Source organism: Chryseobacterium sp. HR92, assembly GCF_045689405.1.
GTDB classification, from domain to species: Bacteria; Bacteroidota; Bacteroidia; order Flavobacteriales; family Weeksellaceae; genus Chryseobacterium; species Chryseobacterium viscerum_A.
The window spans coordinates 727,115-751,736 of the sequence record NZ_CP139139.1; the positions used below are offsets into that span (position 1 = coordinate 727,115).

Sequence of the window (24,622 nt, forward strand, 5' to 3'; positions counted from 1 at the left end):
TTTACCGCCTTCGGGCGGTTTTTTTATTTTAAAAAGTAAATATTTATGTAATTATAAAAATATGCTTAGCATAATGTTTTTACTGTCTATACTTAGTTTTTCTTATTCAATTTATTGATATTCAGTTTGTTTTATTGGTGGTGTTTTAAATAAAATATAGATAAAATCAATTTAAATGATTGTTATTATTTCTTAAAAAAAAATAACAAAAAAGTAATTTGTTTTTGTTAAATATCTATTTTTTAACTTATTTTAATATCTACTTGGTTGTTTTTATTTTAAAATACTGAATAAATTGTAATTTTTTCAAATTTTGCTTTGTGATATTAAGAAAGTTTTACAAATTTGTAAAGTCACAAAAATTAATTTGATATGAAGAAACTAACAGCAAGTCTTCTTGTTTTAGTACTGTCTTCTTCCATAGCTGTTGCTAACGCCCAGCAAAAGAATGATACTATTAAAACAAAAGAAATTGAGGGGGTGGTTGTAACCGCACTCGGGATTAAAAGAGAAAAAAAATCTCTTGGTTATGCTTCTGAAGAAGTTAAAGCTGCAGAATTAACCGGTGGAACTACCAATACCGGTAACGTAGCATCTCTTCTTTCAGGTAAGGTGGCCGGACTACAGGTAAATACAAACAACAACTTTGGCGGATCTGCAAACCTTTTGATCAGAGGATATAAATCTTTGTCAGGAGGCTCTCCACTTATTGTAATTGATGGTTCACCAGTTAACAATAATACTGTAACCGGGTCTACATTCGATTATGGTAACTTTCTTTCAGATATCAATCAGGAAGATATAGAATCTGTAAACGTATTGAAAGGTGCTGCTGCATCTGCTTTGTATGGTGAAAGAGGAAGTGATGGGGTAATCCTGATTGTAACTAAAAGCGGAAGAGGAAATAACGACGGAAGCTGGGGCGTTACTTTAAACTCAGGAATTACAGCAGGATTTATTGATAAATCTACATTCCCTACTTATCAGAAAAAATACGGAGCAGGATATGGTGGCCAGGCATGGAATGAGGATCCGGGCCCAGGAGGTTACAATTATGCCAACTTTGTAGATGATGCATCTTATGGACCGGCATTTAATCCTAATCAATTGGTTTACCAATGGGATTCATTTGATCCTTCTTCTCCAAATTATGGAAAAGCCACACCTTGGGTTGCCGCGAAAAACGGACCTATTAAATTCTTTGAAACACCAGTCACTTATATTAATACAATCACCATTGAAAAAGGAAATAAGACTTCAAACCTTTCCTTATCATATTCCAATATGCTTTCCAATGGTTTGATGCCTAATTCAGAGCTGAGAAAAAATACAATTTCAGCAAAGTTTAATCATGATTTTACAGACAAGCTACATGCATCTGTCTTTACAACTTTAACCTTACAGGATACAAAAGGACGTAACGAAACCGGATATTCCGACAATGTTGTTACTGGTTTCAGACAGTGGTGGCAGACCAACGTAGATGTACTGGCATTAAGAGATGCTTATGCTAACAACGGAAACAGTAATTTTTCCTGGAACAGATCTACAGCTGCAGATGGAACTCCTCAGTATTGGAATAACCCATATTTCCAGAGATACCAGAATTATCAGTCTGATGACAGAACCAGAATATTCAGTTATGCTCAGTTGAAATATGATGTCTCTAAGAACTTTGGAATTACTGGGAAATTATCTTATGATGATTTACAAATGGTTGTAGAAGAAAGATTAATGAATGGATCACTTCCTCAGGCATTTGGTGCATCCGGGCTTAATGTAAGCTCTGGATATGCAAGAACAAATGTGAAAAATACAGAGATCAACTTTGATTTATTTGCTAATTACAAGTTTGATATTACTTCAGACTTAAGTGTTAGTGGTATTGCAGGGGGGAACGTTAGAAGGAACCTAGTCGATAATATCTTTATGAGTACAGAAGGAGGTTTATCAAAACCTGGGCTTTTTGCTATATCCAACTCTATAAGAACAATACTCCCACCTGATGAGAATTATGCAAAATGGGTTACTTCCAGTTTATATGCAACCGCATCATTTGGATATAAAAACTTCTTATTTGTAGATGGTACATACCGTGTAGACCAATCGTCTAACTTACCAAAAGGAAATAATAGCTATGGATATCCTTCAGTTACAGGTGCTGTTATTCTATCCGAATTTGTAAAGCAACCATGGTTAAGTTTCTGGAAATTGAGAGCAAACTACGCTGAAGTAGGTTCTTCTACAAATAATTACAGATTGGTAAATACTTTCAAAGCAAGAGGTGAAGGTTTATTTGACCAACCTTACTTTCTTGCAAATCCAAACTTAAAACCTCAAAGATCTAAGGAAACTGAATTCGGTATGGAAGCACAGTTTTTCAAAAACAGATTAGGTTTTGATGTTGCAATCTATAAAACAAGAACATTTGACCAGATTATCAACTTGCCGGTTTCTTCTGCAACAGGATATAGAACATTCCTTGTAAACGCAGGACAGATTGACAATAAAGGGGTCGAAGTACAATTAAACGGGACTCCATTTAAAACAGATAATTTTACATGGGATGTTAATGTAAACTGGTCTAAAAACGAAAATAAAGTTATTGCATTAAATGGCGATTCTCAAAATTATTTGATGGCAAGTTACCAGGGAGGAGTATCTCTTAACGCACGTGTGGGAGAATCTTTTGGTGCTTTAGTAGGATCAGATTATGTATACAATGCTAATGGGGATAGAGTAATAGATCCTGCTACAGGTCGTTATTTAAGAAATAATAATCAGGTTATTGGAAATATCACGCCAGATTGGGTAGGGGGTATCAGAAACAGTTTCCGTTACAAAGATTTCACATTAAGTTTCCTTATTGATGTGAAAAAAGGAGGAGATGTATTCTCTACCGATATGTATTACGGATTGGCAACTGGGCTTTACGCAGAAACTGCTGACTACAGAGAAGGAGGTTTCGTGCATCCTGGGGTTAATCCAAATGGAAATGTAAATACAACACCTGCGATCAATCCTGGATCTTTTGGTAACGTTGACGGATATAGAAGAATGCCAAATAAAAGATTTGTTTATGACGCATCTTACGTAAAACTGAGAGAAGCAAGTATAGGATATAGTCTTCCTAAATCAGTCCTTGCCAATACTTCTATCCGTGACGCAAAAATTTCAATTGTAGGAAGAAACCTTTGGATTATCCACAAAAACTTACCATATGCAGATCCGGAAGCGGGTACAGGAAATGGTTTAGCATCTAAAGGTAATTCTATTGGGGTATTACCTACTACCCGTGATATTGGAATTGATATAACTTTAAAATTCTAGAAAATGAAAAAATTATTTTTAATTATAGGTTTAGCTTCATTAACGTTAACATTTACATCGTGTGAAAGAGACATTACTTCACTGAATGAAGATCCTAAACACCCAACCGAAGTTCCTTCAGGAGTGCTTTTTGCAAGTGCTGAGCATGCACTTCTTGATCAGCTATTATCTGCCAATGTAAACCGTAATATTACCAGATTCTTTACACAGCAGTGGTCAGAAACTACTTATACTGATGAAACTAATTATGATATGGTGACAAGACCAATTCCAAGGAATCACTATAATCGTATGATGGCATCTGCTTCAGCAACCATTAACTCTCCGGGAGTATTATCTGCATTAAGAGATGCAAGGAGATTTCTTGACGGTGAAGGTGTAGATGCTGTTACCAAAAATAATAATATTGCTATGATTGAATTAGTAAATGTGTATGCATGGGCTAATTTAGTGGATACTTATGGTGATATACCTTATTTTGGAGCATTAAAAGCCACAGCTGAGAATCCAGGAAGTGCGGAGATTCCTTATGATGATGCAAAAACAGTATATTTAGATCTTATTAAGAGAATTGATGCTGCGATTGCAATGATTAATACTTCTGGAGCTGGATATACAAATGATTTGATCTACAAAGGAGATATGAGCAAATGGAAAAAAATGGGGAATTCATTGAAGTTCAGAATGGCAGTAACATTGGCTGATAGTGATCCGGCATTGGCTAAATCTTATGCAGAAGCAGCTTATACAGCAGGATTATTTACTGAAAAAGCAGATAACTTCGGGCTTCAGACATTTCCTTCTGGATTATTATCAAACCCTGTATATCAGGATGTAATTCAATCCGGTAGAAATGACTTTATTCCGTCCGATATTCTTGTTGACTTCATGAATACTACATCTGACCCAAGAAGAGCAACATGGTTTACAACTGTTGCGGGTGCTTATGTTGGAGGTGTGTATGGTGATCAGAATGTTTTCAGTAGCTATTCTCACTTTACAAATGCTATCTCGGGTGAAAATGCACAAGGCTTTTTGTTAGATTTTTCTGAAATTCAATTCCTGAGAACTGAAGCTGCTGCAAGAGGTTTTAGTGTTGGAGATACTGCTGCTAACTTATACTCCGCAGCAATTAAGGCTTCAATGACTGAATATAATATTAACGATGCTACTGCAACTGCATTTATTGCAGCCAATCCATATAATGCAGCCAATTGGAAAAAATCTGTAGGAGAGCAGGCATGGATAGCAATGTTTAATAAAGGATTCCAGGCATGGAATTTTGCGAGAAGACTGGACTTTCCTGTATTTGTAAATCCTGGCGGCTCTGTGGTAGAATCCGTACCGGTAAGAATGAAATATTCTGATCAGGAGTATCTTCTTAACGCTAAGAATGTGAACGCTGCAGCTTCAAAAATTGGAGGTGATAAAGTATCTACAAAAATATTTTGGGATAAATTTTAAATTAAATAATAATTCTTCAGACCCACAACAGGTCTGAAGAATACAAAAACTTTTATATGAGATTTTTTATAGGAATTGTTCTTTTAATGAGTATTGCATCATGTTCTAGTGATGATGACCGCGCAGTTGTAAATGAAAATGTAAGTATTAATGGAACCTGGAAGCCATATAAATATGAGTTTAAAGGTAAAGATATCGTCCTGACAGATTGTGAAAAGAAAGGAGTTATATTTATCAATCCAGATTTCTCAGGATCTTACGAAAGATATGATGTGGCTTCTTCTTCCGGAAACTGTAATCTATTTGATTCTTTTGGAGGAAAGTGGGCTTTTGATAAAATGTATCAAACATTAACTCTTACCTATACAGAAGCAGGAGTCTCCAAAACATTGAAAAAAGAAATTGATTCTTATTCCAATACTGAACTCAGAATTATTGACAACAGCAAAAATCTGGACAATACGCCTGGCAATGACGAGGCAGTCTTGGTTTTCAGAAAAGAATAAATATTCTCATTTACTTATAAAACCGCCTTCGGGCGGTTTTTTTATTTCCGTATATTTGTAACTTATATTTTGAGTGGAAACATATTGTAATATATTTCGGCTTTAAGCATTAAAAGAGAATTTGGAAACATGAATATTAAAGATATTATAGAACAAAAACTTTCGGAGATCATTTTAAATGTATATCAGTTAAAAGACATCAAGCTGGAAGTTCAGGAAAATAAAACGGAATTTGAGGGTGATTTTACCATTGTCACTTTCCCGTTGGTAAAACAGTTGAAAAAAAATCCTGAGAGTATCGGGGTTGAATTAGGTGAGGCTTTGACAGAGCAGACGGAAATTTTCGAAAGCTTTAATGTAGTGAAAGGTTTCCTTAATGTTAAGGTTAAAAACCAATTGTTTGTGGATAACTTCAGATCTGTAAGCAAAAACTTCTCTGTTATAGAAAAGAAAAATGCTACGGTAATGGTAGAGTATTCTTCCCCGAATACGAATAAACCATTGCACTTAGGCCATATCAGAAATAATTTATTAGGATTTTCTGTAGCACAAATCTTAAAAGAAGCCGGGTATGATGTAATCAAAACTCAGATCATTAATGACAGAGGAATTCATATTTGTAAATCAATGCTGGCCTGGGAGAAATTCGGAAACGGAGAGACACCTGAAACTACCAATACCAAAGGAGATAAATTTGTTGGAAACTACTACGTAGAATTTGATAAAAACTATAAAAAAGAAATTGCGGAGCTTGTAGAACAGGGAGTAGGAGAAGAACAAGCTAAGAAGGATGCTCCGGTGATGAAAGAGGCTCAGAAAATGCTTCTGGATTGGGAAAATGGAGATGCAACAGTAAGAGCGCTTTGGGAAGAAATGAATTCATGGGTTTACAAAGGGTTTAACGAAACTTATAAAAGACTGGGTGTTAACTTTGATCAGGTTCAGTACGAAAGCAATACCTATATTTTAGGAAAAGATCTTATTCAGGAAGGATTAGATAAAGGAGTTCTGTATCAGAAAGAAGATGGTTCTGTTTGGTGTGATCTTACGGATGAAGGGCTTGATCAGAAGCTGTTGTTACGTTCAGACGGTACATCGGTTTATATGACGCAGGATCTAGGAACGGCAGTTGAGCGTTTTAAGCAAAATAGTATTCAAAAGCTGATTTATACAGTAGGAAACGAACAGGATTATCATTTTCAGGTTTTATTTAAAATTCTAAAGAAACTAGGGTATGAGTGGGCTGATCAGTTGTTCCACCTTTCCTACGGGATGGTAGAATTACCAGAAGGTAAGATGAAATCCCGTGAAGGTACCGTAGTAGATGCAGATGACCTGATGCAGGAGATGTATGAAACAGCAAAATCTAAGGCTCAGGAATTAGGAAAACTGGAGAATCTTTCTGAAGATGAGAAAGAAGCATCTTATGAAACAGTGGGACTGGGTGCATTGAAATATTTTATGCTTAAAGTAGATCCTAAGAAAAAAATGCTTTTCAATCCAGCAGAAAGTATAGATTTCAACGGAAATACAGGACCATTTATCCAATATACTTATGCTCGTATTCAGTCATTGTTGTCGAAAGCAGGTAATTTGCAAACGGAAACGGCTGATATTGAATTAAATCAATCCGAAAAAGAATTGATTATGCAGTTGACAAACTTTAAAACTGTAGTGGCTAAATCAGCGGAAACATTAAGTCCGGCTTTAGTGGCGAACTATGTATATGATCTTGTGAAAGCATACAACTCTTTCTATCAGAATAACCCTATTCTGAATCAGGAAGATGAAAATGTAAAACAATTCCGTTTAAATATATCAGATATTACAGCGAAGACGATCCAAAAATCGCTGGAATTGCTGGGAATCGGAACCGTAAACAGAATGTAAAAATAAAAAGCCTCCTGAATTTTCAGGAGGCTTTTTTTATGTAGAATTAACTATTTGTAGTTAAGATCTTGCGTCACTCTTCACGAGCTACGCAACCCGAATCTCGTATTTTATTTATCACTACTTTCACTATGCATCTGTTTCAAACTATCCGCATACAACTTGGCAGGAGTCCATCTTGCATGTTTAGAAAGAATGGCTTTATATCCTTTTTTGTAAGTATAAACTTTGGTGAATACAGCACCAAAAAATATCAGCATACAGGAATAGTTGATCCACATCATAATCAGAATGACGGTTCCGGCAGCACCAAAGGCTGAAGTAGGTTTCACCTGATTAAAATAAAGACTTAATAAAAATTTTCCGAGGGTGAATAAAACGGTTGTCAGAAACGCTCCCTTCCATACGGGCTTCCAGCTGATCAGAACATCAGGCAGTACTTTAAACATTAAAGCAAATAAAAGCATGACCAAACCAAATCCTACAGCAAAATTCACAAACTCTACCAGCATATAGGTTTCAAAACCAAAATACTGAGTGATTATTTTATTGAAAAGACTGATCAGAGAAGATAAAACCATAGTAATCATCAGAAGAAATCCCATAATAAGAATCATTCCCAAAGAATTGGCTCTGTCCAGTAGAAATTTAATCAATGCCTTTTTGGGAGCCGCTTCAACCTCCCAAAGTGAGTTTAATGAATGCTGAAGTTGAAAAAAGAGTGTCGTAGAACCGAAAACCAATGATCCTACACCCACTGCTTTCATGAAAATATTCTTTTTGTCAATCAGAGCTCCTGCCAGCATACCTTCAATACTTTTAGCAACATCCGATCCCATGATACCGCTGATCTGCGTGCTGATTTGTCCGCGGATAGCTTCTTCACCAAAGAAATTTCCAAGCACCCATATAATAATGATCAATAATCCCGGGATTGAAAAAATGGCATAATAAGCAAGACTTGCTGAATCTTTTGATGCAGTAGAATTGTTCCATTCTGTAAATGTGTCTTTCAGAACCTCCCAGAAAAATTGAGCATTTTTGATCATATTAAAAAGGATATCCGATGGCAATATTTAAAACAAGATTGTCTTTTCTCCAGTTAGAGTCCCCGAAATTAATTTTATCGAAGGCCCATCTGTCCCCTTTTTGATAGTAAGGAACTCTCAGTGGCATGGCCAGATCCAGTCTTAGAATCAGGATAGAAAAATCCAGTCTCAGACCTACTCCTGCTCCCACCGCAATTTCATTTAAAAAGTCTTTTGAAAACTTAGCGCCCGGTCTGTCTTTATCGTCATGAAGCAGCCAGATATTTCCTGCATCTACAAAAACCGCAGCATTTAAAAATTTATAAAGATTGGCGCGGTATTCTGCATTCAATTCCAGTTTGATATCTCCGGACTGGTCAAAGTAAATACTAGGATCTATAGTTCTCGGATCAAAACTTCCCGGCCCCAATGTTCTTGCACGGAATGCTCTGATACTGTTACTACCTCCTGAGAAAAACTGCTTGGAGAAAGGTATGAATTCTGAGTTTCCATAGGGATAGGCAATTCCTCCGATAAATCTCGTTGCCAATGAAGATTTTTCAGTGAACTTATGATAGAATCTGAAATCATTTTCAATCTTTACATATTGGCTGAAAGGAATACCAAATATATTCTTCTGTTTATCTTTTTTTACATCTGCTCCTGTAGCCAACCCTGTGATATTTCCTGCGAGATCAAGCGTTCCTTTATAATAAACGGTATTCGTTTTGGGAAGCATAGTATTGGTGTACGTGAAAGAATAAGTAGGTCCGAAAATTAACTGTTTATCTACAATTCGTCCCATAGCAGGATTTGTTGCAGATATTCTCCTGTATTCATCAGTAACATTGGCTGGAGAAACCAATGTAATGTCAATTACCTTCAGTTCATGTTCTTTTCTGGCATTTTCCTTCCAAAGATATCCGAATGATCCCGTGAAGTTGTTAAGCGTATAATATTGTGTTCTGTTCTGGAATTCATAGCCCAAAGTGATATTCGTTCTCGGAACAAATTCACTGGAAGAATGAAAACGGAAAGGGGCCACAATTCTCGGGATGGAAAGCTGAACATTTGTTCCTGCACGGAAAATATTATTGGCATTCTGAGCACCTCCCATCTGGAAATCAAAAGCTCCGTAGATAGCCGCTTTAAACTGTTCTGCTCCCCTGAAAAAATTTCGGTGAGTCCAGTTCAGATTCAGCTCACTACCCGCATAATTGGCAGAATTTGTTCTTCCTAAGGCTTCCAGACGAAGCGACTGGATTTGTCTCGGAGTTAATAAATAATAAGCATCAAATTTATGACTCAATGAATCAGACACAACGAATTCATTCTTTACAAATTTGAAAACTCCGAGACTGATCAACCGATTCAGGGTAAGATTGTGATTGGAACGGTTATAAAGATCTCCTTTCTTGAAATATAAAGCTCTGTCAAAAATCTTCGGTTTGAATTTATGCTGAGGATCAATGACGTAAATGTCATCAAACGCATATTTGGAAAGAGAATCTTTATCCATCGGGATACTGTATTTGCCATCCTTTACATCCTGAATGTTGTAATTGGGAAATACAATAACCTTATCTATCCCAAATTGCTGAGTTGCTAAATCTGGTGTGTTATCTTTCAGTTTTACATTAAGTTCTACCTTATGATTTTTGCTTACCGTACTGTCTGCCTGTACAATAATGTTGTCAGGGTGGAAATAATAAAAGCCTCTTTCTTTTAAACCATTATCAATTCTGTCTCTTTCCGCCTTGATGACATCCAGATCAAAGGGTCTGCCGTTTTTAAGAAACGTTTTGCCCGCTAAGCCCTGAATTTCCTGATTAACCAGCGTAGAATCCTTCTGGAATTTTACTCCGTCAATCAAATACCTGGAACCCGGTCTTACCGTATAAATAACCTGGGCTTTTTTATTTTTTGAAACCGTATCATAAGAAGCTTTAGCGTTGAAATATCCTTTATTTTCAGAATAATTTACAATAATATCTTTATTGAATTCACGGTCTACATCGCCCAATAATACAGGTTTTTCACCTATTTTATATTTCAGCCAGTAATTAAACCCTTTATCTTTTTTAGGCTCCTTGGCTATATTATAAAAATACAGCTTGGGACGCATACCTAAAAATGTAGAATTAGGTTTCGGAGTGAGGTTAGCTTCCAGAGCAGCCTGAAGATCTTTTTTTTCTTTTTTTGAAATCGTATCGTTTTCAATCTTTACTTTGGCTTCCGTGTAAAGCATCTGGCCTTCTTTCAAAAACCTTGTATTACTGCACGAAATTACAGTTGATGCCAGTCCGGAAACAAACAGATACTTACAATATATATGGATCTTATTACTCATTATTTAAATTCTACGACTTGGTTATTTTGATTTTTTTTCGGCTTCTTCTCTTTAGATTTCTGGAAAATCTCCCGGAATTTATCATAATCCAATGTAATAATAAATCCTACTCCGGTTTCTATGATCTGTCCCTGAAGAGCCACCTGATATTCATCTTTACGATAAGCACGAAGCATATATCTTCCGTCTTTTGAAAGACTGTAATCCACAGAAACATTACCTGCAATATTGGTCATGTTTTCGTTCTCGCGGGCCTGGCCTTCCAATCCGAAATTACTTCCTACCGTTACTTTCAATCGGTCATTCAATAATTTTTTACTGATATCCACATTCAGATCGGTTCTCGTATTTTTTTGTCCGGTGGAATAATCTTCCGTGGAATCAAGTCCAAAATTAAGATCTACTCCTTTGATCAGACCTGCTGCAAGATTATTTAACTGTTGAGAAAGAATCTTACTTACACTTTGTCTAGCCATAGTTTCTGCAGACATTCCGGCACCGCTTTCAAATGGATTTTCTCCGATAAAACGGTTCAGAAGCAGTAAAGCAAAAACCTGTTTGTTCAGTTCAGATTCCTGAGTTCTGAGTTGGGCAAGTTTCTGATCAACAACATCTTTTACATTCGTAGATACGGAATTATTTTTTTCTTGCGTAGTGATATCAAAAGTAAGCTGAGGTTTCAGCAGCTCTCCTTTCATTTTCAATAAAGCATTGAACGGAATTCTTTGTTTGAACTGATTGATCAGTGAGGCTCCTCCGTTTTCAGTTCCTACCTGCTGCTCCACGAGATCAATAGGAGCTGCTTCTGTTTTATAAACAGCTGTAATGTCCATGATAGCCATCGTAGGTTCACCGGTCCAGGTTATTGTACTTCCTTTCTGGATATCAAACTTCCGTTTCAGAAAGCTTACAGAAAGATCATAACTTCCTTTTTCCACTTCATATACACCTACCAGTGTAGTTTTTCCTGATGGGTCTATTCCTCCGGTTAATTCGGCTTCACCCTGAAGCTGGACAAAATCACCGTTGGCCTTGTCAATAATCAATGAAATTTTTGCCTCCTTACTCACTTCAATATTAACACTTACGTCCATTCCTTTAATGCGGCTTTGTGCATTAAGAGAATCTGCTTTGATCGTTTTGTTTAAAACTACCTGATCCTGATCTACAAACTCTACAATACCATCTCTTTCCTGTAAAGATGGAGTAGATTGAGGAAGAACAAAAGTGAAATCCGTATTGTCTGCTACATTCAGTTTTCCATCTACTTTAGGAAGGTCCAGGTTACCGCGGATATGAAGCCCGGCATCAATGGCAAGAATACCATACATCATGGCATCATTGGATTTTTCAGAATTGACAACCTTGAAATTTTTAGCATTCACATTCAGATTAAAGGCAAAATCTCTGTAGGTCTGTGTCAGAACCTGCCCATCTACAACAAGTGCATTTCCGTCTTTATCTTTGATTTTGAATTTATCAAACTCAATTCCACGGCTGGTAAAATCTATCTCATCGCTCAGATGTCTGAAATCACTTCCTGTTTTTGCAATCTCCAGCCCTGCATCATTGAATTTTACTTTTCCTAAAATATTAGGTTTATCGGTAGTTCCGGTAATCTTTAAATTTCCTGAAAGATACCCTTCCGTATTGGTAATCGCATTCATAGAAAATCCCTGAATACTCTTCATCTGAAGCTGATTGATCGCCATATTCAGATCGAAAGTACTGGAAGAAGTATTATAATCACCAAGGATTTTTACATCATTGTTATTTCCGGAAAGGGCAATATCTGCATTTAAAACATTCGGTGAAGCATTATTTACTTTTACTGCAAGATTTCCAACGGGGCTTCCATAGACAATTAAATCAGAGATATTCAGGTCAGAAGTAAATGCCATTTTTTTAGTGACATCCCGAAGCTGTGCTGTTCCGTTAATAGTTCCTCTTGCAAGAACAGTATCTTTTTTAATAAGTTCCGTAATGGTTTCAATTTTAAAGTCTTTCAACGAAATGTTCAAAGGACTGCTTGGGCTATTGCTCTCAGACTGAACAGCAATTTCACTGTTTCCATTAGATAAAATGAAATTATCCGCCAGAATTCCTTTATTGCTGATCTGGATTTTATTATTTTCTGCTACATTCCAATCTGTGTAATTGAGCTTTAATCCGTTTGGATTTAAAGATATTTCTGTAATGTCATTCAACGATTTCGCATTTCCTGCAATCAGGAATTGGGTGGCATCTTTCTCATCTTTTGTAGTGACATTATATCGGATGGTATTGTCTGCAACATCTCCGTCAATATTGATTTTATTTAAAGAAAAGCTAGAGCTTTTTAAGGCGGCAACATTCAGGCTGTATTGTAATGCCTGATTTTCGTTGGTTACTTTTAAAACTCCTTTTTCAATGGTGTTTTCACCATACAATAATCGCGGAATCTGTCCGTCAATTTCAATTTTTTGAGAATCTGCATCATAATTTCCTGCCAGATTTATGGTTTCAAAATCTTTCAGATCCGGAACAAACTTTCTGATAAGGTCATCATTTTTGATTTTGGCTGTAAAAGTAAAATGTTGTCCAGGATCTATTTTTTTGCTTTTATCCGGCTTCTGGAACTGGTAATATTGATTGACAGTTTGGGTTAACGCTCCAAAAATCTGAGTAAGTTTATATTTACCTTTCAGTTCCAGATCTGCTACCTGAGAATTGAAAACAATCTGGGTAGAATCCTGAGTAGATGAAGCTTTCAGATTGATTTCCTGTACCGGATAGACTTCCTTGGTATCTGAGAATGCAAAATCTTTAAGGTTGAGATATCCGTTCAGATTATTGGGATCAAGACTTGTGAAATCACCATCAATTTTTCCGGCAATGATCATCGGTTTTTCGTAGAAGCCAAGTTTGTTGACATCCAGTTTGATGACTTCTCCATTCACTTTTACCGTAGGATTTTTTTCATCATATACTCCGGAAGCAGTTAGCTGTAAACTGGCGTTCGGGTCTTTTGAATCGAGAATAACATGATAAGCACCTTTGTTGATCTTTCCGATAAGATTCATGTTCTGATAACGATATCCTTTGTAGACTGCAGAGGCAACATGTCCTTTTAAGTCTGCATTGGCATTTTTGAAATCAAAACTTTCACCTTTTGCTGCAATCTGTGCGGTGATAGGACCAATATCTTTATTCTGAATAATTTTTCCTACCTGTACGCCCTGAAGATTTGCTTTTACATCATATAATTCATGATTTTTCCTACGCATATCTACTTGTGCAATGACGGCTGCATTACCAAGCGTGGAGTAGAGGTTCAGATCTGTATTCACTACTTTCGTTGTGCCTTTTGCATTTCCTTTGATACTGAAATGGGAAGGAAGTGAAATATTGGAAGGAATAGTATTTTTCGGGACAAGATTAAATACTGTTTTGGCACTGGAAGAAAATTCTCCGATCCTTAGATCGTAATACAACTGATCAGGATTCATCGCATTTTTAATTTTCCCGGATGCCATTACCCTCAGCTGATCCAGCCCTGAAACTTTGAGATCCCGGATTAAAAGATCATCTACGCTTCCTTTTACATTGGCATTTACATTGAGAACAGCGTTCGGATATTTGTTGAATGGAACCGTATTCCTTAAAGTCGGGACCAAATTCAGAATATCAGAGAATCCTATTTTTGAATCTTTAATGTTGGCTGAAATTTTTACAGCGCCAAGGTTTGAACTTAGCTGGTCAATGGAGTTATAATTTAAAATAACCTCATCACGCAATATTGTTTTCGGGGTTTGGAGATAAAGATCTTTCAGATATGCTTCTTTTTCTGCGTAAACAAAATCAGTATTGAATTTCTGGATATCCAGGCCTCTGCTTTCTTTGATTTCTGCTGTGTTCACAGTTCCGGCAAAAGTATTATTCTCCATTTTGAAGCTTCTTACTTCCACATTCATTTTTGAAAAATTAAGGTGGTTGAAGTCCATTCCCTGTTTTGTTGGAGCAATAGCCGTATTGTTATAATTGACCTTTACATCGTTCAAAACAAGTTTTCCTAAGAGAAGTTTCATTGCCTTATCCTGATCCGAAGCTTTGGAATCCTCAGGTTCTTTTGTTGTTTTTGGATTGGCATTCTGAGCAGGAAGATAAAGGTTGGCATTAATATCTGCTCCGGAAAGAAATACATTCGCAACGTTGTAGGCATTCTTTTCAAGATCAAGTTTATTGACCTTTGTGCTCAGCTCTTTGAATATAACTTTTGCAAATGTTTTGGTATTTTCGTCACCGTAGTCAATGTCAAAATGAGTAAGCTTAATGCCTCTCAATCCAATATTCATCGGTTTCTTTTCATTGAGAGAGTCTACTTTTTTCTCAATCTTCTGGGCAACTTCTTCTACAAGTCCCTGTTTTAGTTTTAATTTTAATCCGTCAAGATTAATATCATTAACAGCGTAATTGTTTTTATTAAGATCAAAAGTTTTTACTCTGGTATCGAAAGACTTAAAGTATAGTTGAATATCATTCTTCGATTGCTGGTCATTGAATGTAACGCCAACATCTTTTAAATTGATTTTATCGAGAGAAATAATGAATGGCTTGGAAGAGCTTTCTTCTTTGTCACTGGAAGCAAAAGCATCAATAATATAATCAAAATTGAATTTGCCATCCGGCTTGCGTACCACATTGGCACGGGCTCCTTCCATATTGACAGAAGTAATATCTGCTGTAGAATTGAGGAGTTTCAGCATATGTAAACCTACATCCAGTTTCCTGACTGCCAGTAGTGTATCTACATCTTGTCCTTTAAGGTAAAGATTTTCCATCACCAGGCTATTGGGAAATCCGATGTAAACTTTTTCAAGGCTGACCTGAGTTTTGATTTTTTTCTCAAGGTAAACAATAAGCTTGTCTTTAATGAAGTTTTGAACGGCAGGAAGTCTTAAGCTTAATATCAACAGGGTAAGAAGAACCAATATTGAAATAAAGGTTATTGCAATACGCCTTAAAATTTTTGTGGTGTTGATTTTCAGTTTCAAATGCGAGGTGGTTTCTAACAAAGATAATAATACTATTTCACTTAGTCTTTGTTGTGGTACCCTTTGCGAATGCAAAAATCCTGCCTTGGCTGTCTTATTATGGAATTTTTAGTTTGTAGTTGTCAAGTGAATAGTTGAGTAAGACAGACCAAGGTATGGATATTTATTTTTTAAAAAAGCCCCCTTTATATCATTTTTTTAATGTTGAAAAGGTTAGTTAGCAAAAATGAAATTCAAATGTTAGTGTAGTTGCAAAGGGGGCTTGGCATGGTTTATATGATAGATAATAATAATTTTAGTTGTTTCCGTTTTCCCATTTCACCTCTTCTCCCTGTGGGGCTGCGCCGCCTTGTGCTGTTGTAATAGGAGCGGTTTCCTGGTTGATATGATAAATGTAAGCGGCAATCTTTTCGGCATCTCTTCCTGTGATGGTTCCTTCCTTGATGAAGGGTCTCATGGTAGGATTATTTGGAGATCCGTTTTCAAGCATCCAGAATACATTTTTAAATAGGCTTTTTTCTTTCATGTTGATCCAGTGTGTATCAGTAAGGTTCGGACCTATACCTCCTTTTCCTCCGTCTCCATGGCAGGTAACACAATTTGTTTTGAACAGTTCCTGGCCTTCCGCAATGTTATCAGCACTGTATTTTGCAGATTCCAGATTGATCTGAGGTGCAGTTTTTTCATACTCTTCAATAGATGCCAACATGGTTTTGGCTTCTTTGGTATACTCTGCTTCCGGATGGGCATAATCTGTGAAAGAAAAAGCAAACAGATAAACGGCACAGAAGATACATCCGAACCAGAACAGGCCAATCCACCATTTCGGAAGCGAGTTGTCAAGCTCTGTAATTCCATCAAAACCATGGTCGATAAGAATATCTTTTTCTTCCGTAGCAGTTTGTTTTTTGAAAGCGGAATTCCATAATTTTTGATAATACGGAACTTTTTTCTCTTCCAGATATTGTTTTTTTTCTTCCTCGGATAATCTGCTGAAGCTTTGATTTTCTACCAGATCTCCAATAGAGTTCATGATCAGCAGCAGAATCGTAGCGATTAATATCAGTGCCCAGAAAAAAGGAGAAGAAAAATATCCTGAATCACTGGCGAACATTTCAAAGGCCATGATCGTTAAACCTATCGTTGCTGCGATATATATTGAAATTGGGGTTCTCGTTTTCATTGCAATTCAATTTTAAATGTTACTTTATGCTGGCTGTTTGTACCTGTGTTGTTTTAATATCCGTACCTAGTCTCTGGAGGTAAGCGATCATAGCTACAATTTCTCTCTGTTCAAGCGGTACATACGCAGTTCCTTTTGCCGTTTTTTCTTTTACCATCTGATCTTTTACATCTGTTGCTTCAGCATAAATTCTCTGTACAATTGCTTTTGATTGGTTATCAGCCCATTGGTTGGCTGAATCTATCTGTGCTTTTGTGTAAGGAACATCGAAAGCATTTTTCATCAGTTTCATTTTATCCACCATCTGATCGCGGTCCAGTTTATTGGTGATCAGCCATGGGAAACGAGGCATGATAGAACCGGCAGATGTAATCCTTGGGTTGTACATATGTTTGAAGTGCCATGAATCCGGGTTTCTTCCTCCTTCTCTGTGAAGATCCGGTCCTGTTCTTTTAGATCCCCATAAAAAAGGTCTGTCATAAATAAATTCTCCGGCTTTGGAATACTGTCCGTTTTTTCCTTCAAATCTTACCACTTCATCACGGAAAGGTCTGATCATCTGAGAGTGGCATGAATTACATCCTTCACGGATATAAAGATCTCTGCCTTCCAGTTCCAGAGGGGTATATGGCTTTACTGCTGTGATCGTAGGAACGCTTTGCTTCAGTGACAATGTCGGAACAATTTCCACCAATCCACCAATTGCTATCGTGATAAAAGCTAATATAGAAAGGAGAGTAGGAGTTCTTTCCAACCATAAGTGTACACCTTCACCTTCTTTTCTTGAAGTGCCGATGTTGGCTAATGCAGGAGCTTCTGCAGGAACCTCTTTCTGGAATGAACCGGCTTTAACAGTTTTGATAACGTTGATGACCATCAAAATGGCTCCGGACAGATAAAGAACACCTCCTAAGAATCTCATTTTAAAGTAAGGAATGATCGCAGTAACGGTATCCAGCCAGTTTTTCCACAATAATGTTCCGTCCGGATTGAACTGTTTCCACATTAATCCCTGTGTGAATCCTGAAATATACATAGGAACGGCATAGAAGATAATTCCTAATGTTCCCAGCCAGAAGTGCCAGTTGGCCATTTTTTTAGACCAAAGAGACGTTCTCCACATGATCGGAACCAGATAATATACCACCCCGAATGCCATGAAACCATTCCATCCAAGAGCTCCTAAATGTACGTGGCCAATAACCCAGTCGGTATAGTGACCAATTTTATTTAATGATTTTGTTGCCAATAAAGGTCCTTCAAAAGTAGCCATACCATAACAGGTAATAGCAACTACAAAGAATTTCAGAATCGGATTTTCTCTTACTTTATCCCACGCTCCTCTCAGAGTAAGAAGACCATTCAACATTCCTCCCCATGATGGTGCAATAAGCATGATAGAGAATCCTGTTCCTACAGCCTGAGCCCAGGCAGGTAAAGCTGTATATTGCAGGTGGTGAGGCCCGGCCCAAAGGTATACGAAGATCAGCGACCAGAAGTGAATAATGGATAATTTGTATGAGAATACCGGTCGCTGAGCTGCTTTTGGCATAAAGTAATACATCAGACCTAATACAGGGGTGGTTAAAACAAATGCTACCGCATTGTGCCCATACCACCATTGTACTAATGCATCTTTTACACCTGCATATACAGAATAAGATTTCCAGCTTGTGAAAGATAGAGGAACTTCCAGATTATTGAAGATGTGAAGCATTGCTACAGCAATCCAGGTTGCAATGTAGAACCAGATGGCTACATATAAATGTCTCACTCTTCTCTTGGCTATAGTTCCAAACATGTTGATCCCGAAAATGATCCATGAGAAGGCAATTAAAATATCAATAGGCCATTCATGTTCAGCGTATTCTTTAGATGTGTTGATTCCCATAAGGAATGTGATCACTACACTGATAATCATAATCTGCCATGACCAGAAATGGATCCATGAAAGTGTATCACTATACATTCTGGTTTTAAGAAGTCTTTGCATACTGTAGTAAGCACCACAGAAAAAGGAATTACATACGAAAGCAAAAATTACAGCACTGGTATGAAGCATTCTGATTCTTCCGAAGCCCATTGCTCCCTGAGTATTGATCAGTCCCTGAATATTGCCCGAAGCTAAGCTTTTAATAGTTGTATCATCCGTACCGAATAAAAATTCAGGTAATTCTGGATAAAAAAGCATCAATGCAGCTGTAAGTCCCAGCAGAAATCCCACAAGTCCAAATGCGATAGTCGCATAGAGGAATGCTCTGACAATATTATTGTCATAATTAAATTTTTGCGTCTCCATAAATTCCAATAGTGTTTACCGAAGTGATATTTTCTCTGAAAAAAGACTTATTTTTGACTCTTTTCTATGTTGAAAATAAATATCATGTAACGTGTATAATGTTTTGCCAAAGGTATTTATTAACTTTGTTAGAGGCTATTAGATAATCTTCTAAAATATACCGAAAACTACTAAAACAAAAACGATGAAAGTATGTGGACAAAATATCAGGAAAATCCGTAGGAGTAAAGACCTTACGCAAGAATACATGGCTTTTGAAATGGGAATCTCCCAGAAAGCTTATTCCGATATTGAGAACTCCAAGGTAAAAATCAATCTGGAGATACTGACTAAAATATCTGATATTTTAGACATCAAACCATCAGATATCTGCAGTATTTCGCATAAATGTGGAATAGATGTATATGAAGATAAATATCAGGATCTTTTGGAGTATATGAAAAAGAATAATATTTCAATTCCGAAAGAGTTTTTATAAACTATAAGGGTTTTTATATTTACATTCAATGTTAACAATCATAAAATAATGATCTTCTTCAGCCACCGAAGAAGATCATATTTTTTTGTTCAAAAAAAAGTTGTGTTTCTAGTATACCTGATGATCATGACATTGATGAGGGAACAAGTATTGGATTTTCAAATTTATTATAATCAATAAGTTATTAATAAATAATTATGTAGAAAAAAATTCACATAATTGTGGATAAATATTTACAATTAATTTAATTTTCTATAATATATTTGTCATAAATATAACGCTAGCCCACTGAATGAAGCTTCTTTACTTTATTTCACTTTTATTTTCTTTATGCATCTACGGGCAAAGCTATACCACCCAATGGTATAACATGGATAACGGCCTGCCTCAAAACAGTATCAAAGACATCGTAAAAGATAAATATGGATTCATCTGGCTGTCCATGGAAGGCAGAATTCTGAGATACGATGGGAGTAACTTTGTACAGTATAATAATTTTAAACTTAAAAATTTAAGTTTTGGAGATTTTTATGGGAATATAAAAAAAGACAGTATTTCTGTTTTCAATATTTCTGAAAAAAAAGTTCTTCTGATTTCCCGCCGCCAACCGGATGTTATAGCCGCTAGTAATACATTTGAGTATGGAGGTGCTTTGAAAAGTAAGATCTATAAAAGAATTGTAAGAAATAATATCACTGCCAGGTATATTTCTTATTATATAAATTCTTATTACGTTCAGTTGGATGAAGGCTCATATTACTTTGAAGATAACAAAATTGTTTACGTTGATAAAAAAAGTAAGAAAAGAACTATTGTTGCTGTTGGGTTCTCTTGTGACCGGTTAAAAAAAATGTTTGTTCATGGTGAATATGTACTCATCAGTGATCCGGGCAGAAAGAAAATAATTCAATTGTACAGAGGAACATTGTCAGAGATAGAAGCTCCTTCTATCTATACTGACCCTGAAACCAGAATGTACTGGCAGCAAATTTCCGGACAGGTTTTTATGATTCACGAGGGTAAAATATACAGAAGTGAATTTTCAGGAGGTAAACTAACACTCACTTTTTTATTAGAATACAAGGATATTGATAAAGATATCTCAGGGGCTATGTTTTATGATGAAGCTGCCAGAAAACTATATATCGGAAGTTCTATTAATGGACTGAAGATTCTGAGTTTATCAGATTTTTCGGTTTCCAGGAAAAATTTGTCTTATCAGGATGAGGTCTGCTATGCGGCAATTTCTTACGGGGATAATTCTGTTTTGACACAGGAAGGAATAAAATATTCCCGTAATACTTCAGAAAGATTATTTTTTGCCCCTCAGTCTTATGATAAGAGATATATAATTGAAGATAATGCGGGAAATCTTATGTATCGGGAAAATAATTCTATCCACATAAGGTATAAAAATACTGGATTTACAAAATACGATTCCATTTCTTTTAAAGATAAAGGGATTGACGGGCTTTATAAAAACGGGGATCTTTATACTGTATCTGTCATAGATAGAAATCAGTTTTATCTGTATCTCTTTAGTCATGATAATTTTAAGAGAGTTGAAAGAATTATTCCATGTGAAGATAATATATATACTGTTTTCAGATATAATAAAGATCTTCTTTATCTGGGAAGCAGTGGAGGAATTTATGTATACTCCCTTACGCTGAAAAGGATGATAAAGCAGATTGGAAAAGGTCTACCTGTAAAACAAATTATCAGGACAAAAGAGGGCAATGTCTGGTTTACGACTTACAATAGAGGGATTTTTTTAATAAGAGACCAAAAAGCAATTAAAATTCCATCCGATAAAAATGATTTTCTGGCCAGTGCCCATTATCTGTTGGAAGACCAGCACTCCAATTTATGGATCTCTTCTGATAACGGATTGTTTAAAGTCAATAAAAATACTCTTCTGCAGTACATGAAAACCATGGAGGGAGTGATCACTTATTATCGTTATACCAAAAAACAAGGTCTTTTAAATAACGAATTCAACGGAAGTGCCAATCCCTGCGCTCATGAGCTTAAAGATGGACAATTTGTATTTCCGTCCATGGAAGGGTTTGTGTTTTTTAATCCAGAAGATGTTAAAACTTATTATCCAGGGTCTCAGGATGTTTATCTGGAAAGAGCAAGAGTAAAAGGGAAAATGATTCCGTTGAAAGACAAACTTTTTCTAGAATGTGGTTATAAAAATGCAGAAGTTTATATCGATATTCCTTACTATTCTGACCTGGAAAATATCTATCTGCAGGCTAAGCTTTCAGGCAGTGAGGATAGCCCATGGATTAATATTAAAAGTGATAAAACATTTAGGCTGGCCAATATGGACCCTGGAAATTATACTCTTTGGGTTCGGTTTTTATCTTCGGAAACCGGAAAATTCATTTATAAAACAATTCCCGTAGAAGTGGAAGCCTATTTTTATCAGACTCTTCTTTTTAAGATCCTGATTGCCGGTATTGCTATTTTCATCGTTTTGGTAATTGTACAGATGAGAACCAATTTTTTAAGATTGAAAAATAAAGTTCTGAAAAATACACTTGTGCATAAGGATAAAGAGCTGCTGGAAACCAATAATAAACTGAAAAATGAATCTGATTATCAAAAAAAGCTGGTGGAAAGTATAAGCCATGATATTACCACACCCGTTAAGTTTATTGCCCTTCTTTCTCAGGAACTTAATCAGTCGGTAGATCTGAAGACTCAGAAAAAATATTTTGACAGCATTTACAAAACCTCGGAACAGCTGTATAAATTTACATTAAGCCTAAAAGAATATACAGAACTGTATAAGCAAGGAAATACAACAGATGAAGAATGTCCAATCTATGATCTTATTGAAACTAAAAGACTGTTGTTTGAAGAAATAGCAGCGAGAAAAAATACATTTATATACAATTTTTGTGATCACCAACTGAAGAGCAGGCTTAATAAAAATATTCTCCTTGCGGTTTTTCATAATATCCTTGATAATGCAGTGAAAAATACTTCAGATGGGAAAATTACGATTACATCGGCCTCTACAGAATCACATATAGAAATCAGTATTACAGATACCGGTAGCGGGATGTCTGATGAACAACGGATTTATTATTCCGAACTTTTTAAGAAAAAAGGCAGCGAACATATGACTTTTAAAAATTATGGATTAGGCCTTCACATGGTTGTTCAGCTGATGATGAAAATCAATTCCGAAATGACCTTTCATAAAAATACTCCTAAAGGAACCATCATTAAAATCCTTATTAAAATATGACAAAAAAAATACTCATTGCAGATGACCATCATGTGGTAAGAATCGGGACAGCTATGATCCTGGAGAAAAATTTTAATCATTTTGAAGTCGATTTTGCAGAGACCTATGGAGAAGCAAAAAAGAAAATTGAATCTGAAAAATATGACCTCGTTATTCTGGATATTGAACTTCCGGGAAGCATTTTCAAATCTATGGTCAAAGAGATCAAAATTATCTCTGAAAATACTCTTATCTTAATATTTACATCCTACAAAGAAAATATTGCGCTGCAGTATATTGAAGAAGGAGCGAATGGTTTTTTGAATAAGCAGAGTGATCCGGAAAATTTTGTCAAAGCAATTGAATCTGTCTTTAAACAAGGTTTCTATTATACTCCGGAGATCATGCATGAAATACTGAAAGGAAATAAAAAGAAAAAAGCAGTAGATGATTTATCAGAGAGAGAATTGCAGGTTTTTAATCTTTTAGCCAAAGGAAACGGAAATCTTGAAATAGCAAATGCCCTTAATATCGAAGAATCTACAGTAGGTACCTACAAAAGAAGGGTCTATCAGAAACTGAAGATTACCAATCTGGTTGAATTACTTGATATTTATAAAGAAATACATTAATGTCCCATCTGCTCTTGTCATAAAATCATTACAATTTTGTGGAAAAATGCGTACAGGATCTGTTCTTAATTTACTCATTTTTCGCAGTAGGTTCGTATTGCGAAAAATTTCATTAAATAACTGAAGGTAATGGATATTATTCAGGTCCCCTTAGATTCTAAAATACGTATTTGTTTATGAAAAAAAAGATGCTTTTCATGGCCTTATTGGCTGGTTTAAATGGTGTTCTGGTAAAATCCCAGGTAGGTAATGTGGGGATTAATACTGCAAATCCCGGCAGTACCCTTACTGTTAATGGTTCATTTGCTGCTACTTACAAAACAGTTGCTGCAAGTGGTGTTGTAGGAGCTAATGATTACTATATTGCATATAACGGAACTGCTGATGGAACATTAACTTTACCGGCGGCCATCAGTGGTGCTGGTAATTTTGCCGGACGTACTTATCACTTCAAAAATACCGGAGGAAAATTACTTACCGTTTCTGCCAATGGATCTGAATTGATTGATGATCAGAACGGAACCGGGCTGGGAGTTCCTTCCATTACGGTTCCTCCCGGATATTATGCATTTTTGGTTAGTAAAGGAACAACTACCGGTACAACATGGGAACTGGTACTGGTTTCTAGCTCCAACAGTATTCCTTCTGCAGAATCTACTTATCCGTTTTCTGCGGTGTCTACTACGAGCCGACAAATGTGTGATGCTACTGCCACTCCTTCTGATCCATGGATAAGGACGGCAATTACTTATCCTCAGGGTACGGTTCTTAATAAAGGAAATGTACTCAATACCTCTACAGGAGCTTTTAAAGCACCCAACGATGGATACTATATGATTCAGGGATCTACACAGTTTGACAATGGAAATGTAGCAGGTAATCCGAATTTTACCTGGACGGTACTTTATCTGATAAAAAACTATGCTCCTGGTAACGGAGGAAGTATATTAGTTCAATCTTATCAACCTACTGTAACAAGGGTTTTTGGTTCGAGTATTTCATGCATGGCATATCTTAGTGCAGGAGAAACGGTAAGTATGGCTTCTGTGGCAGGAGTATCTTCCGGTAACAAGTACGAGGTGGTGACAAGTACCATGTTCGGATACAAAATTGCAAATTAAAATAATATTGATACTGTGAAAAGCGGCCTTGATTCAATAGATTAAGACCGCTTTTTGTAATTAT

Annotated in this window: 13 protein-coding genes; 8 read left to right on the forward strand and 5 right to left on the reverse strand. The window is 36.2% G+C overall.

Translation table 11 applies throughout. The annotated features are described in order from the left end of the window. Nucleotides 1-372 precede the first annotated feature (372 nt). From SFA27_RS03315 to argS, 4 genes are all read left to right on the forward strand, one after another. Nucleotides 373-3,330 (forward strand): SusC/RagA family TonB-linked outer membrane protein, encoded by a 2,958-nt coding sequence (locus SFA27_RS03315; protein ID WP_264516959.1) that lies wholly within the window; start codon nt 373-375, stop codon nt 3,328-3,330. A 3-nt stretch (nt 3,331-3,333) separates the two neighbouring features. Next, nucleotides 3,334-4,794 carry a SusD/RagB family nutrient-binding outer membrane lipoprotein gene (locus SFA27_RS03320; protein WP_264516960.1) on the forward strand — a complete coding sequence of 487 codons (1,461 nt, stop codon included), beginning with the start codon at nt 3,334-3,336 and terminating at the stop codon, nt 4,792-4,794. Nucleotides 4,795-4,850: 56 nt separating this feature from the next. Further along, complete coding sequence (locus SFA27_RS03325) at nt 4,851-5,300, forward strand: lipocalin family protein (protein ID WP_264516961.1); 450 nt, start codon at nt 4,851-4,853, stop codon at nt 5,298-5,300. Nucleotides 5,301-5,429: 129 nt separating this feature from the next. After that, entirely contained in the window at nt 5,430-7,190 is a 1,761-nt protein-coding gene (gene argS, locus SFA27_RS03330) for an arginine--tRNA ligase (RefSeq protein ID WP_407296285.1), read from the forward strand. A 110-nt stretch (nt 7,191-7,300) separates the two neighbouring features. On the opposite strand, the gene SFA27_RS03335 is transcribed toward argS, so the two are convergent. The 5 genes from SFA27_RS03335 to ccoN form a co-directional block, all read right to left on the reverse strand. After that, entirely contained in the window at nt 7,301-8,239 is a 939-nt protein-coding gene (locus tag SFA27_RS03335; protein WP_407296287.1) for a YihY/virulence factor BrkB family protein, read from the reverse strand. 1 nt (nt 8,240) lies between these two features. Next, nucleotides 8,241-10,568 (reverse strand): BamA/TamA family outer membrane protein, encoded by a 2,328-nt coding sequence (locus tag SFA27_RS03340; protein ID WP_407296289.1) that lies wholly within the window; start codon nt 10,566-10,568, stop codon nt 8,241-8,243. Then, nucleotides 10,568-15,601, reverse strand: a complete 5,034-nt coding sequence (locus tag SFA27_RS03345; RefSeq protein WP_407296291.1) for a translocation/assembly module TamB domain-containing protein — start codon at nt 15,599-15,601, stop codon at nt 10,568-10,570. The genes SFA27_RS03340 and SFA27_RS03345 overlap by 1 nt, the downstream gene beginning before the upstream one ends. A gap of 295 nt (nt 15,602-15,896) precedes the next feature. Further along, complete coding sequence (locus tag SFA27_RS03350) at nt 15,897-16,784, reverse strand: cbb3-type cytochrome c oxidase N-terminal domain-containing protein (RefSeq protein ID WP_047379113.1); 888 nt, start codon at nt 16,782-16,784, stop codon at nt 15,897-15,899. A gap of 19 nt (nt 16,785-16,803) precedes the next feature. Next, on the reverse strand, nt 16,804-19,083 hold the full coding sequence (gene ccoN / locus SFA27_RS03355; protein WP_407296294.1) for a cytochrome-c oxidase, cbb3-type subunit I: 2,280 nt from the start codon (nt 19,081-19,083) through the stop codon (nt 16,804-16,806). Nucleotides 19,084-19,267: 184 nt separating this feature from the next. Here ccoN and SFA27_RS03360 point away from each other — a divergent pair, with 184 nt between their 5' ends. The 4 genes from SFA27_RS03360 to SFA27_RS03375 all read left to right on the forward strand — a co-directional run bounded on the left by SFA27_RS03360 (nt 19,268) and on the right by SFA27_RS03375 (nt 24,558). After that, entirely contained in the window at nt 19,268-19,561 is a 294-nt protein-coding gene (locus tag SFA27_RS03360) for a helix-turn-helix domain-containing protein (RefSeq protein WP_047379111.1), read from the forward strand. Nucleotides 19,562-19,853: 292 nt separating this feature from the next. Further along, complete coding sequence (locus SFA27_RS03365) at nt 19,854-22,826, forward strand: sensor histidine kinase (RefSeq protein ID WP_407296297.1); 2,973 nt, start codon at nt 19,854-19,856, stop codon at nt 22,824-22,826. Further along, nucleotides 22,823-23,437 (forward strand): response regulator, encoded by a 615-nt coding sequence (locus tag SFA27_RS03370; RefSeq protein WP_407296299.1) that lies wholly within the window; start codon nt 22,823-22,825, stop codon nt 23,435-23,437. The genes SFA27_RS03365 and SFA27_RS03370 overlap by 4 nt, the downstream gene beginning before the upstream one ends. Nucleotides 23,438-23,613: 176 nt before the next feature. Beyond that, the gene (locus SFA27_RS03375; RefSeq protein ID WP_407296301.1) at nt 23,614-24,558 is read left to right on the forward strand and encodes a hypothetical protein; all 945 of its coding nucleotides are present in this window, start codon (nt 23,614-23,616) and stop codon (nt 24,556-24,558) included. The last annotated feature ends 64 nt before the right edge of the window (nt 24,559-24,622 follow it).

What these genes read in the sequence shown, in the direction of transcription:
- SFA27_RS03365 (WP_407296297.1), top strand. Translation starts at nt 19,854, where the DNA reads ATGAAGCTTCTTTACTTTATTTCACTTTTATTTTCTTTATGCATCTAC.
- SFA27_RS03375 (WP_407296301.1), top strand. Translation starts at nt 23,614, where the DNA reads ATGAAAAAAAAGATGCTTTTCATGGCCTTATTGGCTGGTTTAAATGGT.
- SFA27_RS03350 (WP_047379113.1), bottom strand. Translation starts at nt 16,784, where the DNA reads ATGAAAACGAGAACCCCAATTTCAATATATATCGCAGCAACGATAGGT.
- SFA27_RS03315 (WP_264516959.1), top strand. Translation starts at nt 373, where the DNA reads ATGAAGAAACTAACAGCAAGTCTTCTTGTTTTAGTACTGTCTTCTTCC.
- SFA27_RS03370 (WP_407296299.1), top strand. Translation starts at nt 22,823, where the DNA reads ATGACAAAAAAAATACTCATTGCAGATGACCATCATGTGGTAAGAATC.
- ccoN (WP_407296294.1), bottom strand. Translation starts at nt 19,083, where the DNA reads ATGGAGACGCAAAAATTTAATTATGACAATAATATTGTCAGAGCATTC.
- SFA27_RS03360 (WP_047379111.1), top strand. Translation starts at nt 19,268, where the DNA reads ATGAAAGTATGTGGACAAAATATCAGGAAAATCCGTAGGAGTAAAGAC.
- SFA27_RS03320 (WP_264516960.1), top strand. Translation starts at nt 3,334, where the DNA reads ATGAAAAAATTATTTTTAATTATAGGTTTAGCTTCATTAACGTTAACA.
- SFA27_RS03325 (WP_264516961.1), top strand. Translation starts at nt 4,851, where the DNA reads ATGAGATTTTTTATAGGAATTGTTCTTTTAATGAGTATTGCATCATGT.
- SFA27_RS03335 (WP_407296287.1), bottom strand. Translation starts at nt 8,239, where the DNA reads ATGATCAAAAATGCTCAATTTTTCTGGGAGGTTCTGAAAGACACATTT.
- SFA27_RS03340 (WP_407296289.1), bottom strand. Translation starts at nt 10,568, where the DNA reads ATGAGTAATAAGATCCATATATATTGTAAGTATCTGTTTGTTTCCGGA.
- argS (WP_407296285.1), top strand. Translation starts at nt 5,430, where the DNA reads ATGAATATTAAAGATATTATAGAACAAAAACTTTCGGAGATCATTTTA.